This is a genomic window from Ruminococcus sp. 8Y-12 (assembly GCF_058119865.1).
Map to the genome: position 1 here is coordinate 421,968 of NZ_CM176623.1, position 12,816 is coordinate 434,783.

Below are 12,816 nucleotides of genomic sequence, written 5' to 3' on the forward strand. Positions count from 1 at the left end.
ACGCCGCCTGCCCTTCCCCAATAGCGGGACACGGGCGGGCGCATTTCAAGCCCGTTTGCCGGTATCAGGACTTTTTCTTTCGTCTCTGCGGGGCTTGTGCGTCCTTATCATTCTGGCTGTTTCCCCCAACGTTCAGCACACAGCCGATCCCCATGATAATAAAAAAGATTCCTGCAACTATAAGTGCTGCCTTGGCCAAAAACACTTTTGCCACACACACACCTGTGATGATACTAAAAATACCCAGGGCCAGCAGTACGCCGCCTCTGACAATTGTTTTCATCCTATGCTCCTTTCCGAAATCGCTGTTCCATTCAGCACACAGCCTTTCCCTTGCGGTCAGACCTCATCTATTCACACTCCATTTCTGGCACAGAGATCCTGAAGACAGCACTTATCGCAAAAGGGCTTGGTGCGGGCTGTGCAGACATCTCTTCCATGAAAAACCAGTCTGTGACAGAAGTCGCTCCCCTCCTTTGGGGGAATCAGTTTCCAGAGGGCCATCTCCACCTTTTTGGGGTCTTTGATGTTGTCAACCAGTCCCATGCGGTTTACCAGACGGATGCAGTGGGTGTCTGTGACAATCGCAGGTTTTCCAAACACATCTCCCATAATCAGATTGGCACTCTTGCGTCCCACTCCCGGGAGCTTTAAAAGCGCGTCAAAGTCATCCGGAACCTTGCCGTCATACTCATCCCTCAGAATCTTCATACAGGCGCTGATATCCCTGGCTTTGCTTTTCCCCAGACCGCAGTGCTTCACAATCCTTTCAATATCCTCCGCCTCCGCATCTGCAAGGGCATTTACATCCGGATACTTTTTATATAATTCCTGCACCACCACATTTACCCTGGCATCTGTGCACTGAGCCGCCAGACGGACACTCACCAGCAGTTTCCATGCCTGGTCATAGTCCAGGGTACATCCCACATCCGGGTACTCTTGTTTTAATCGGGAAACAATCTCAAGCGCAAGCTTCTCTTTTGTCATGAATTTCTCCTTTCAACAGCTATTTTATACATTACTCCTCCGGTGAAAAGAACCTGCCCCTCCCGTTCTTCTTCTTCCAGGCTATACAGTCGGAGAGCGCACTCTGCAGCTTTCCAATAGAGATAGGCTTTGCCAGATGTCCGTTCATCCCCGACAGTCTTGCCTGCTTTACGTCCTCTGCAAAGGCATCCGCCGTCATGGCAATGATGGGGAGTTCCTCGATGGCCTCCAGTTTTGAGGCCCGGATCTGTCCGGTTGCCTCATAGCCATTAAGCTCCGGCATCTGAACATCCATAAACACCAAATCATAATAGAACGCCGGATGTGTGCAGACCGCCTCCACGGCTTCCCGTCCGTTCTCAACCGTCTCCACCTTTACACCCAGAATCTCCAGCATCTCCACCGCGATCTGGCGGTTCAACTCATTGTCCTCAGCCAGCAGTACCCGTATACCCGCAAAGGCATTCCTTTTCCCGGTCATTTCTGTTGGTGTTACCGGGGCAGGAGCCCCACATTTTGTCAGGCACAAGGTCACCTGAAATTTAGAGCCCTTCCCATACCGGCTCTCCACCTGAATATCGCCGCCCATCATGGAAACCAGGTTCTTTACAATGGTCATACCCAGCCCGGTTCCCGCTATTTTGCTGATCCTGCTGTCATCCGCCCTGCTGAAGGGTTCAAAGATGTGTTTCAGGTACTCCTGTTTCATTCCGATGCCATTGTCCCGGATGACAAACCGGTAAGTCCCCGTGTTCTGTTCCCGCTGCTCTGTCTCCTCCAGGCTAAAAATGATGTTCCCGCCTGCGGGGGTATACTTGGATGCATTCTCCAAAATATTGACCAATACCTGGCGAATCCTCCTCTCATCCCCGCTCACGCTTACATTCAGATCATCATCCATTTTGACACTAAGGGTCTGTTTCTTTTGTTCCGCAGATACCTGGACCATCTCTGCCACATCCATAACCAGACTTTTCAGATTAAACTCACTCTCCACCAGTTCTGCCGCACCGCTCTCTATCTTGCTCACATCCAGAACCTCATTTATGAGTTCCAGCAGATGAGTGCCCGAACCAGAAATTTTCTCCAGGTAGTCTTTCAGTTTTACCCTGTCCTCCAGATTCAGCATGGCAAGCTGAGTCATTCCCAAGATGGCATTCATGGGAGTGCGGATGTCGTGGCTCATCCTGGAGAGGAACTCACTCTTGGCCTGGCTGGCTGCCTCGGCCTTCTGCAAAGCCTCCTCCAAAAGCTGCTTTGCACGCCTCTCCTTCTCCAGCATTGCTTCCTGCATCTGCCTCTCCTGGTCTATGTTTCTGGAGAGGGTAATCTCCAGCAGGTCATCTGTGCTGGCGCTTTCCACCCGTATCACCTGGGTAAAGCTCCAGTGGCAGTGCCCCTCCTGGTCCATGTGGGGCACCTCCATAGCCACAATGCGTTCTCCGCGCATAAAGGCGTTGATCAGGGCAGAATGCGAGAATTTACTCTGAAACAGCTCTCTGTAATCCGGATGTACTGTGGACAATTCCCTTTCTATGAGTTCCTCAAAGCTTCCCTCATCCCCTGGTTTTTTGATAGGATAACGGTCGTATTCGATCATATGGTAGGTATTTCGGCTTAAATTTACCGCGATCAGCATCTGATATGCCTCTTTTGCGGCAGTTACCAGCTGGCTGATCTCCACGTCCCGCTGTTGTTCCAAAAGATATTCATCTTGAATATCCCGAAAGACAAGAACACACCAGCACTCATCCTCCCCCAGCTGTTCAATCCTGGCGGCAGTAAACTCCACCTGATGGTAAATATTATCCCTGGTCAGACGGCGCATCCTCCTGGTAATCTTTTTCCTTCCCTCTCTAAACTGTCCAAGCAGTGCCTCCCTTGAAAAACTCTCGTTGAACTGCTCCAAGTCCTCTGGGTGCACCACCCTCTGGGCATAATTGCGGTTCTCAACGCCAAAATTACCCTGCTGCGGAATTTCCGTCCACATCATATCCTTTTGGCAGTTGACATAATAGTCTGCCGTCAGATTTACAATAACGCACTCGTCAAATACCTTCACCAGACTCTGCGCATACATCTTCTCAATCTTTTTCAGTCCCTGCTGTTCCTCAAAATTCAGCCGATGCGGTGCTACAGTTATCACTACAGCGTGAATATGCCCCTCCCAAATAATCCGGTTAGCAGTCACATCCACCATTGTTTTCATCAGAGGATCATAGCATATGGAATGGATGGAGGATTTCTCACCCATGGAGTTCAGAGGACAATGGACACACAACTCCGGCCACACCTCATAGCATTTCGCCCCAATCACTGCCTTACCCCTGCTATGCTCCAGACTCCGGCGGTTAAAGTACAGAAGCTGATGGGTCTCCTCCTCTATGACATAGATGCTGATGTCGGTCAGAGAATCCAATAAATTGCGCAAATCACCAGCAGACATAGTTTTCTCCTCTCTTAAGTGACGCTTTCTGCCGCATTGCTGAAAAACTTATCTACATTATACACTTGTCACTCCAAAATATAAAGTATTTTATACCCTGTCACACCTCAAAGGCTGTGTATTCGTGGGAGAAATGGTAACCCAACTTTTCCGCAAGACCCACCGATGCCCTGTTGTGGGCATCCCAGCTTGGATACAGGCCGCGTTTTAAGCACTCTAATATCAGCCGGGCTGCACAGGCGTAAGCCAGTCCCTTTCTCCGATGCTCTTCCTTTGTATCAACCTCTATCTCGATTCCCTCTCTGTATCTGGTGTAGGAGGCTGCACCTGCTGCCAGTTCTCCAGCTCTCAGCGCCACAACACCCAGCCCCAATTTTCTAAATTCCCCGTAGTTCTCAAACTGGGACACCAGATCCCCGCCCCATCCGCTTTCTCGGCATTGTGCGAAGGCCTCCTCATCGATCAGCTTCATAGTATATTCCGGATTCAGGGATTCCACTGCAGATACCAGTCTAGAGCGGTCAAAGATCCCCTCTTCCTTTTTTATGGCGTAGCGGGTAATGGATCTTGCCCTTTCCCCGCAGCAGTTCAAAATCAGCCTCCCCCACTCTTCTGTACGCGGAACCAAAATCAGAGGCCTGCTCGGATCATTTTCCGTCATATATATTACCAGTTCCCGGGTGGGTACTCCGGCAAAAAAGACGAAGTCACCCAAATATGCGGCGGCTGACTGCGGTTCCCTAGAGTCATCGCCATAAACAGTTCCCATGACATTTTGCAGGCAGGACCAGATGATGGTCTCCTGCCATCCCTCAAATAACATTTTCGCCTTTTCTGTATTTTCCAATCTGAATACCGGCATAGTGTTCCCTCCTTTTTTGCAGCAAAAACATGAGATGCATCTACGCAACACCTGTTTCTCGCACACTGCAAACACTCGGCTGGTAATGCTGCGGGCAGCCCGCCTTCCCATCACAGCCTCAGCCCCTTGATATCCTTGATGCGGGAAAGAATCATATTACAACTGCTGCTGATCACCCCGGGCAGGGGGTCAATGACTTCCTCCATCAACTGCTCCAGCTCTTCGCCGGATTCAGCCACTGCATGGACGTGCAGTTTGTTCTTACCGGTAACACGATAAATCTGTGTAATGGTTTCATTCTTCCGCAGAATCTCCGTCACCTGTGCAAAGCTCTCCGGTTTTGTTTCTATCTCAAAGTAGCAGGACACGGCCCCGCTGATCTTCTGCGGGTTTATGATTGCGGTGTATTCTTCAATCACGCCGCGCTTTTCCAAAGACTGGATACGCATCTTTACAGCAACGCGGGAGATCCCTACCAGCTGTCCTATCTCTGAGTAGGACATGCGTGCATTTTGTATCAACAACCGGACAATCTTCTGATCCAGCTCATTCAGACCCCCAAGGAACATGGCAAACACCCCTTTTCTAAATCACTGATATCTTTATTATAGAAGTGTTTTCGTCAAAAGGCAATCTGATAATTGACAGTTTAGCCTGTTATCGTTATAATGATTACGAAACGTAAGAATATACTTACTTTTAGAAAGGAACAGATAAAAATGAGAGGGGATTTAACGAAAGGTCCTGTGATGAGAACCATGCTGTTGTTTGCACTGCCTATGATTTTGGGCAACCTTCTGCAGCAGTGTTATAATGTAGCGGATACTCTGATCGTTGGCCGTTTCCTTGGAGCGGATGCCCTGGCCGCAGTGGGTTCGGCTTTTACCCTCATGACCTTTTTGACCTCTATCCTGCTGGGTCTTTGTATGGGAAGTAGTACGGTCTTTTCGATCCGTTTTGGTCAAAGGGACTTTGATGGTCTGAAAGAAAGTATGTTTACCTCCTTCCTGCTCATCTCTGTTTTAAGTGTCCTGCTGAATTTGCTGGCTTATTTAAATATCAGCCGGATCTTGCTGTTTCTAAATGTTCCATCTGAGATTAGAGGACTGATGTTTGATTATCTGATGGTTATTTTTGCCGGCATCCCGGCTGTCTTTTTCTATAATTATTTTTCCTGTCTTTTGCGCGCGGTAGGCAATTCCGTGCTCCCTCTGCTGTTCCTGGCCCTGTCAGCTGTATTAAATATCGTGCTGGATCTCTGGTTTGTGCTGGGACTGGACAGGGGTGTTGCCGGGGCTGCCGAGGCAACAGTGATCTCCCAGTACGTCTCCGGAATCGGCATCGCGCTGTACACTTGGATCAGATGTCCCGGGCTACGCCTCCAAAAATCTCACTGTCATCTGCGTCTGTCCTGCTTAAAGGAGATCGCGGGCTTTTCTGTCCTAACCTGTGTGCAGCAGTCGGTGATGAATTTCGGTATTCTTATGGTGCAGGGGCTTGTGAACCGTTTTGGCGCCACGGTGATGGCCGCCTTTGCAGCCGCTGTAAAAATCGATTCCTTTGCATATATGCCTGTACAGGACTTCAGCAATGCTTTTTCCACTTTTATTGCCCAAAACTATGGGGCCGGGGAAAAGGAGCGGATACGCAGGGGATTTAAGGGTTCGATACTGACATCTCTTCTCTTTTGCTTTGTATCCTCGGCCGTCATATGGATCTTTGCCCGCCCGCTGATGCTTCTGTTTGTCAGCCCGCAGGAAACCGCCATACTTACAGAAGGCATCCGCTACCTGCATATTGAAGGGGCCTTCTACTGCGGGATCGGATGCCTGTTTTTGTTGTATGGACTTTACCGTGCTTTGGGAAAACCGGGTATGTCAGTCATACTGACCGTCATCTCACTGGGGACACGTGTGCTGCTGGCCTATATTCTCTCTGCCATACCGGTTGTCGGAGTCGCAGGTATCTGGTGGTCCGTGCCCATTGGCTGGTTTTTGGCGGATGCTGTGGGATTGGGTTACTTTGCTCTTCGCATGAGGGGGCGGTTTTAATTCTCTTATTCCTTCGCCTTTAGAGCCTCTACCATATCAATGTGAGGAATCTTTCTGGACACGATCCGGCTTATGATCCAGGAAATGCCCAATGTCCCGGCAATGCTGATCCCCCAAGACACTCCTCTCACCATCACAGGTACGTCCATTGATTCCGGAATGGTGGTGAGCATATAGCACATCAAGAGATATCCGGCAGGTATTCCCAGAAGTATCCCCGCTGCGGACAGCCACACGTTTTGCTGCACCATAATACTGCGTATCTTTTTGTCTGTAAATCCAAGTACCTTCATGGTGGCAAACTCCCGGTAGCGCTCCAGGTAGGAGAGCACACCCAAATTATAAAGCATAATTCCCCCCAGCAGTACAGCTCCGGTAACCAGAAGGGTAATCATCATCACCATTCCCTCCATCATATCCTCAATCCCGCGAGTCAGCTCCTTCTGGCTGGAAATGGTACAAGTCTGCTCGTAGTCTCCAAAGCCCTCTGCCGGAATATCACCCACGACCGCTATGGGTAAATAGCTCTGCCCGGTCTTCTCGTAGGCTTCCCTTTTCATGACAATCCCCTGGCTCATAGTGGTTCTTACAATTGCCTCCACTCTTGATTCACACCAGCTCTTTTCTCCCACATGCTTCCAGGAAATCATATCTCCTTCTTCTATTCCCAGACTCTCTGCTGTCTTTTTGGATAGGGCTGCCCCGTCCCCTATGTCCGTGAATGTCTGCAAATCCTCTGCGAGCCTCCAATATCTATTACTCTCAGGCACTGTCAGGCTTACTTCTTTCTCTTTATCTCCATGCCGGATCACTGCAAAGCCCTCCATCAGATACTCTCCATTTGTCAGACGTTTTAATTCCTCCTGCCCCTCTTTATCGGGAATGCCGGTGATTTTGCACGCATAGTTCTGTTGTTTGGTAAAAGTCCATTCCGAAAGATTATCAAAGGTATCGTATAGTGCAAAAGCACAGAACAATAGAGCGGTACACCCCAGCACTCCGCAGAGTGTCATAAAGCTTCTCAGGCGGTTTCTTAATATATCCCTTAAATTCCAGAGGCTGCCAAAGGTAAGCCGCTTACCGGCATCCCGTTGTCCCTGACTCTGCAAGCGCGCTGCCCGTCCCCAAGTACGCATCCCCGGCAGATTCCCGGTTGTCTGCAACCCAGACTCCCCTGACAGACACTGGGCCGCAGAACCCCGCAGATATTTTCTGCATATACAATAGCTGATGAACAGGGATACCCCCACGCAGAGCAGGGGCAGGACTGCCGCCTCACCCGGCAGGATTCCCTCCCAAACAGGCAGCACATACATGGTTTTTAAAAACCGGTAGATTATCCCGGGCAATACCTGAGTGCCCAGCACATATCCTGCCAGCGCGCCCAGTCCGCACACAGCCACGCTGTGGGAGAGATAATGCCGCATAAGCCTGCTCCTTGTAAAACCAAGGGCCTTTAAAATCCCGATCTGTGTGCGCTGATTCTTCAGCATCCGGTGCATGGTGGTTACGGTAATCATCAGGGCAATTAAGAGAAAGGCCGCTGAAAAGATATTCCCCATACTCTTATGCTGTTCAATCTCATCTTTTATCACAGATACTGTGGGATGGTCTGCTGCCTTAATGGTCTGTACCTCGTCACCCAGAATGTTTTTCAGCACATCACTGCCGGAATCCTCCCGTAGTTTTATTGCGATCTGATTGAAAAAAAGGGGCATCTCCCCTGGAAGAATCTTTGTACTTATCCACGCAAACCCACTCCTTTTATGGTTTGGTACCATCTCATCCCCGGAAACCCCATAGATGTATTCCGGGCTGTAAGCCAGTCCCCGTATGGTGCCGGACAGCTTCATTCCCTGTATATTCAGTGTGATTTGATCGCCTGTCTGGTATCCGTTCTCACCTGCGAAAAGTGCATCCAGCCAAATCCCCTCCTCTTTCCCGTCAAACTCTGCCCCCTCAGTGACATATAAACGGGAAATTTCATTGGATTTAGCTGCATAACAGGTGAGAGAGGCATCGTCTTTTCCCTGCACCGTGGCCGGCAAACACAGACGCCCCTCCGCTTGACGGATTTGCGGGTCTGCTTTCACCTTGCTCAATTCCTCCTCTGAGAATGTTTCTCTGTATGCCCACTCATCAGCAAGATTCTGCTCGCTGCGGAATGTATCAAAATGATTCCAAAGTCCGTTCCACTCACCGGTAATTCCTGAGTATAGAAAACACCCGAAAAACATCATTAGAAAGATCGCCAAAAACTGTACCCTGTTTTTTACAATATCCCTCCGCATCTTCCGAATCAGCATCACCAGTCCACCTCACTTATTTTTAAAGGGCGGGGATTGACTTCCACATCTCTCACCGCCCCGTTTTTGATCCGAATCACCTTATCCGCAGCCTTTGCAATACTGGCGTTGTGCGTGACGATCAGGATGGTCTTTCCCTCCTCCCTGCAGAGTTTCTGCAGCTCCTCCAGCACCATACACCCTGTTTCGCTGTCTAAGGCCCCTGTGGGTTCGTCACACAGCAGAATATCCGGATTTTTGGCAATGGCACGCGCAATGGAGACCCGCTGCTGCTCCCCGCCGGAGAGCTGTCCTGGAAACTTGCGGCCCTGCCCGCGAAGTCCCAGCTTATTTAGCACATCCTCTGCAGGCAGCGCCTCTTTTTTCAGTTCCCGCATAAGCCCTACGTTTTCCTGCACAGTCAGTGTGGGAATCAGGTTATAGAACTGAAAGACAAACCCCACTCTGCGGGCCCGGTAAAGGGACATCTCTTTTTCTGTGAGCACAGTGACCTCCTCACCAGCTACCTTCACACTCCCCTTGTCTGCCCGGTCGATTCCGCCCAGGATGTTCAAAAGAGTGCTTTTCCCCGCGCCGCTCGGCCCCAGGATTACGGTAAATTCTCCTGGCTCCACAGTGAAAGAGACCTCCCTCAGCGCATAAACCGCGTGACCGCCGTTTTCGTAAATTCTGCTTACATTGCGCAATTCTACCATACCCATCTAAACTCCCCCCTTATCCGTAATCAGACCCGCGCAGAGCATTCGGAAGACTTTACTGAATTCCTGTTTTGCCTGTTCCACATTCTTATGCTCCAAAAGAATGTGACGGACACAGGATATGAACGTATTGGTCAAAATATCCACATAAGCGGAATCACTGTCCTCCACTCCCAAGTGCCACGCAAGATGTTTCTTACACTCCCTCACAAACCAGTCACGTATTTGTACAAACCGGGTGGTTTTTAAGTCAAATAAAATCAGCAGCCTCTCATCCATCAAATATGTGAGATCACTGTCGTCGATAATGTCATCTATCTCATCCAGAGCGCTTTTCAGTTCATCATAAGAATAAATTCTTCTGTGCGCCTTCATGTGACTGTCTACCACTTTATGGATAGACTTAATAGGCTCTTCCATGAGAGTCTCCAATATTGCCTCTTTATTGGAAAAGTAATGATAGATATTGCCAATGGTGGTGTTTGCTTTTTTCGCAATGGTCCGCATAGAGCTGCCCTCATACCCATGGATCAGGAATTCCTTTTGGGCCGCCTCAAGGATGGTATCCCTGATTTCTTCTTTTTTTGTCTGCATCGTTTAAGCCTCCCTATGCGGTACATCTTAGACGTTCTCAGAAATGTTTTCAATAGATTTGCCATTTAAAAAATCAAAATATAACAACTGCTCATTTTTCATGGAGAAAGGCCTGCATACAGGCTGAGCTTGGCTGCATTTATTGCAGCAATACCATCTCATCCTCCATTTTTACAAACCCATACCTTTCATACAGTGGTCTTCCCATCTGTGTGGCTTCCAGTGAAATGAATGAAACCTTCCTCTTACCCGCTTCCTGGACCAGCAGCTCCAGCATATGGTACGCAATCCCTCTGCGCCTGTAAGCTGGATTTGTATACATATTCATTATATAGGCCTTCCACCCGGTCGGATTGTGGAAGGTGGGCATCACTCTGAAGAAGCTGACCCCTCCTGCTCCTATAAAGAGATCCCCGTCAAAGACCAGATATCCCACATGGTTTCCGGAGGCTAATGCCTCCTGATAGTATTCCCGTGACTGCTGCTCCACCAATGACATATCAACGGCCCCACTCAATTGATTGGCTGCACGAAGCACCTCTATCCTTGTATTCGTCAATAGGCCGATGTCTGGGGCAGCCGCCCTTTTGTAAGTGTAATTCATATTTGTCTCCTAAACCTTCCTCCTGTTATTTGCGGTTTGGCCTCCGCTTAATCTCCAGCAGTCTTATAAAATCTTTTATCATAGAAGTATCCTTTGGCATAAACATAATCCATTTTCCGTCATGAAACGTCTGGGATTCATCGTACGCCCTCTGAACCTCTGCTGAAAAGCTCTGCCGCTGCGTTTCAAATTTTTCCCGTTCCGCTTTTCCCAGGATCACCATAAACCCCATACCATCCCCGCCTGCGTACAGGCTGCAGAGCGTCTTTCCACCGCGACGGTATTTATACTCATATTTCCAGGCCTTGCCTCCGCTGTTCCAGATCCGATCCATATCATATTTCTCTTCAATAGCCGCACACAATTTCGTCCACACGGAAAAACCGTTTTCTCCCACAAGGCCCTTTATTTCCTCCATATCTGGTATCCAATCCAACATCTGTTCCCGCTCCTCTTTCTTGTCTGGGGTTGGATATCCCTTATCCGTCCAACACTCCAGTTACTATTTTTCAATGCCTCATTCTCTGGTTACCATTTTATCTTATCAAAGTGAATAGGTCAGCTGTGTGTCATGTTTTTATTCTTTGGACACAATAAGCGGGTTCCTTTAAACTTATCTGCTGCCCGGTTTAAACTGCCGCAGGATAGAATTCAGAGACAAAATTGGTATAAATATTAATCTCCAATGGATACTTGATCTGAAAAATGCCCGGCTCTTTCGCATTTATTGGTGTCAGCATCAAGGATGTCTCCTGCAGCCTGTCATCTGAATATGTATATCCAACACAGTCAAAATAATAGAGATATTCCCCTATCCATTCTGCATATCCGTCTGATCCTCCATCCAGAAAAGAGAGAAATTTCACTGGTTTCTCATAGTGGTCGGGATGTTCCAATACCTCACTTAACTGTACAGCATTCAAAGGCATTTCATCCATTACAGGGATAACTCCCCACTGTCCATCGATAAAGACCCATTTTTGAAGGTCCCTGATATAGGCCTCTGCCGCCACATGTCCGGCCCCATACTCCCTTGTTTCTACGTCCTGTGTTTTCAATCCAAGAGTACGTGTGGGTATACCCAATGCATTCAGACATCCGGAGATAACCACCCCATATTCCACACAGCGGTATTGTTGCCCCTCTTCCGTCACACCGTGTAAGATGGAGATCGGGTCACCTTGTTCCGGTACGTTATCTCCGTTATGGGACCAGAGGTTTGTAACCCATTCTGTTACGGTCTTCACCTTTTCAAAATCGTCCTTACACTCTGCGACTAACTTTTCCAGTCCATACTCCTCTTTAAGGGTTTCCAAATACTCCTTGTCATAGCTTGTCCAGGTATCACATCGAAACCCTTCTGTTTTATCGTAAGAGTAGCGATTATTGGGAAAAGCCATGTCTGCCTTCTCATTGTATTCGCATCCGGCTGTCAAAACAGCCAATATCATAATCAATGCTGCTGCTATATTCCATTTCTTTTTCACGTTCATTTCATCCTCCCTATCTCAGCACATATCTCGACTGCTCTCCCTTTGTTTGATAAATATATCTTACACGAAAGTACTGCTTTTTTCAAGGAACAGCGCCACCCTCCTTGGATGGAGGAATCCACTTACCAGGATAATCATACCATGTTTTGCTGAAAAACCTATTGACTTAAAGTTAACTCCAAGTTGTATATTTAACTCAGAAGCTAATCTACGCATCGAAAGATGTAGCCGTACTCTGTTAAATTACTGAGCATGAATTAAAACAATAACAAGGAGGATATTTATGAGTAAATCATTAGTTGCATACTTTAGCGCAAGCGGAGTGACAAAAATGCTGGCGGAAAAGCTGGCAGGAGAAATCAAGGCAGATCTGTTTGAAATTCAGGCAGAGAGGGCTTACACAAATGCGGACCTTGACTGGCAGAACAGTAAGAGCAGGAGTTCCATTGAAATGAATGACCCAAGCTGCCGCCCTGCAATCCGGTCTAAGATAGCAGATATGTCCCAGTACGATGTGATATTTGTAGGTTTTCCGATTTGGTGGTACAGAGAACCGTCCATTGTTGACACCTTCATGGAAGCCTATGATTTTAGCGGTAAGACCATAATCCCCTTTGCAACATCCGGCGGCAGCGACATGGGCAATTCCGATAAAAATATGGCGGCTCTTGCACCCAAAGCCAAGGTGGCAGAGGGCAAACGCTTTGCGGGACAGGTTTCCGGCAAAGAGCTTTCGGACTGGGCAGCAAATTGGCTGTGATTTTCACGGTCT

Annotated in this window: 13 protein-coding genes; 2 read left to right on the forward strand and 11 right to left on the reverse strand. The window is 48.5% G+C overall.

The annotated features are described in order from the left end of the window. Window positions 1-64: 64 nt before the first annotated feature. From AC0THY_RS01600 to AC0THY_RS01620, 5 genes are all read right to left on the reverse strand, one after another. Window positions 65-283, reverse strand: a complete 219-nt coding sequence (locus AC0THY_RS01600; protein ID WP_489992726.1) for a hypothetical protein — start codon at window positions 281-283, stop codon at window positions 65-67. 71 nt (window positions 284-354) lie between these two features. Beyond that, complete coding sequence (locus tag AC0THY_RS01605) at window positions 355-990, reverse strand: endonuclease III domain-containing protein (protein ID WP_489992727.1); 636 nt, start codon at window positions 988-990, stop codon at window positions 355-357. 31 nt (window positions 991-1,021) lie between these two features. Then, window positions 1,022-3,436, reverse strand: a complete 2,415-nt coding sequence (locus AC0THY_RS01610) for an ATP-binding protein (RefSeq protein ID WP_489992728.1) — start codon at window positions 3,434-3,436, stop codon at window positions 1,022-1,024. A 100-nt stretch (window positions 3,437-3,536) separates the two neighbouring features. Beyond that, a complete protein-coding gene (locus AC0THY_RS01615; RefSeq protein ID WP_489992729.1) occupies window positions 3,537-4,298 on the reverse strand; it encodes a GNAT family N-acetyltransferase in 762 nt (253 codons plus the stop codon). Between the two features lie 110 nt (window positions 4,299-4,408). Then, entirely contained in the window at window positions 4,409-4,867 is a 459-nt protein-coding gene (locus AC0THY_RS01620) for an Lrp/AsnC family transcriptional regulator (RefSeq protein ID WP_489992730.1), read from the reverse strand. Window positions 4,868-5,017: 150 nt separating this feature from the next. Between AC0THY_RS01620 and AC0THY_RS01625 the strand changes: the two genes are divergently transcribed. Further along, on the forward strand, window positions 5,018-6,349 hold the full coding sequence (locus tag AC0THY_RS01625) for an MATE family efflux transporter (RefSeq protein ID WP_489992731.1): 1,332 nt from the start codon (window positions 5,018-5,020) through the stop codon (window positions 6,347-6,349). A gap of 5 nt (window positions 6,350-6,354) precedes the next feature. Here the strand turns inward: AC0THY_RS01625 and AC0THY_RS01630 are convergent, their stop codons facing one another. The 6 genes from AC0THY_RS01630 to AC0THY_RS01655 form a co-directional block, all read right to left on the reverse strand. Further along, window positions 6,355-8,655 carry an ABC transporter permease gene (locus AC0THY_RS01630; RefSeq protein ID WP_489992732.1) on the reverse strand — a complete coding sequence of 767 codons (2,301 nt, stop codon included), beginning with the start codon at window positions 8,653-8,655 and terminating at the stop codon, window positions 6,355-6,357. Continuing rightward, window positions 8,655-9,356 carry an ABC transporter ATP-binding protein gene (locus tag AC0THY_RS01635; protein WP_489992733.1) on the reverse strand — a complete coding sequence of 234 codons (702 nt, stop codon included), beginning with the start codon at window positions 9,354-9,356 and terminating at the stop codon, window positions 8,655-8,657. The genes AC0THY_RS01630 and AC0THY_RS01635 overlap by 1 nt, the downstream gene beginning before the upstream one ends. Then, entirely contained in the window at window positions 9,357-9,947 is a 591-nt protein-coding gene (locus tag AC0THY_RS01640; RefSeq protein ID WP_489992734.1) for a TetR/AcrR family transcriptional regulator, read from the reverse strand. Window positions 9,948-10,086: 139 nt separating this feature from the next. Beyond that, on the reverse strand, window positions 10,087-10,551 hold the full coding sequence (locus AC0THY_RS01645; protein WP_489992735.1) for a GNAT family N-acetyltransferase: 465 nt from the start codon (window positions 10,549-10,551) through the stop codon (window positions 10,087-10,089). Window positions 10,552-10,576: 25 nt separating this feature from the next. Beyond that, window positions 10,577-10,990 (reverse strand): DUF3788 domain-containing protein, encoded by a 414-nt coding sequence (locus AC0THY_RS01650; RefSeq protein ID WP_489992736.1) that lies wholly within the window; start codon window positions 10,988-10,990, stop codon window positions 10,577-10,579. A gap of 190 nt (window positions 10,991-11,180) precedes the next feature. Next, on the reverse strand, window positions 11,181-12,044 hold the full coding sequence (locus AC0THY_RS01655) for a transglutaminase domain-containing protein (protein ID WP_489992737.1): 864 nt from the start codon (window positions 12,042-12,044) through the stop codon (window positions 11,181-11,183). 283 nt (window positions 12,045-12,327) lie between these two features. Between AC0THY_RS01655 and AC0THY_RS01660 the strand changes: the two genes are divergently transcribed. After that, entirely contained in the window at window positions 12,328-12,804 is a 477-nt protein-coding gene (locus AC0THY_RS01660; RefSeq protein WP_489992738.1) for a flavodoxin, read from the forward strand. The last annotated feature ends 12 nt before the right edge of the window (window positions 12,805-12,816 follow it).

Bases quoted from the DNA above. Each gene is read 5' to 3' on its own strand.
- AC0THY_RS01600 (WP_489992726.1), bottom strand. From the start codon at position 283: ATGAAAACAATTGTCAGAGGCGGCGTACTGCTGGCCCTGGGTATTTTT.
- AC0THY_RS01605 (WP_489992727.1), bottom strand. From the start codon at position 990: ATGACAAAAGAGAAGCTTGCGCTTGAGATTGTTTCCCGATTAAAACAA.
- AC0THY_RS01610 (WP_489992728.1), bottom strand. From the start codon at position 3,436: ATGTCTGCTGGTGATTTGCGCAATTTATTGGATTCTCTGACCGACATC.
- AC0THY_RS01615 (WP_489992729.1), bottom strand. From the start codon at position 4,298: ATGCCGGTATTCAGATTGGAAAATACAGAAAAGGCGAAAATGTTATTT.
- AC0THY_RS01620 (WP_489992730.1), bottom strand. From the start codon at position 4,867: ATGTTCCTTGGGGGTCTGAATGAGCTGGATCAGAAGATTGTCCGGTTG.
- AC0THY_RS01625 (WP_489992731.1), top strand. From the start codon at position 5,018: ATGAGAGGGGATTTAACGAAAGGTCCTGTGATGAGAACCATGCTGTTG.
- AC0THY_RS01630 (WP_489992732.1), bottom strand. From the start codon at position 8,655: ATGCTGATTCGGAAGATGCGGAGGGATATTGTAAAAAACAGGGTACAG.
- AC0THY_RS01635 (WP_489992733.1), bottom strand. From the start codon at position 9,356: ATGGGTATGGTAGAATTGCGCAATGTAAGCAGAATTTACGAAAACGGC.
- AC0THY_RS01640 (WP_489992734.1), bottom strand. From the start codon at position 9,947: ATGCAGACAAAAAAAGAAGAAATCAGGGATACCATCCTTGAGGCGGCC.
- AC0THY_RS01645 (WP_489992735.1), bottom strand. From the start codon at position 10,551: ATGAATTACACTTACAAAAGGGCGGCTGCCCCAGACATCGGCCTATTG.
- AC0THY_RS01650 (WP_489992736.1), bottom strand. From the start codon at position 10,990: ATGTTGGATTGGATACCAGATATGGAGGAAATAAAGGGCCTTGTGGGA.
- AC0THY_RS01655 (WP_489992737.1), bottom strand. From the start codon at position 12,044: ATGAACGTGAAAAAGAAATGGAATATAGCAGCAGCATTGATTATGATA.
- AC0THY_RS01660 (WP_489992738.1), top strand. From the start codon at position 12,328: ATGAGTAAATCATTAGTTGCATACTTTAGCGCAAGCGGAGTGACAAAA.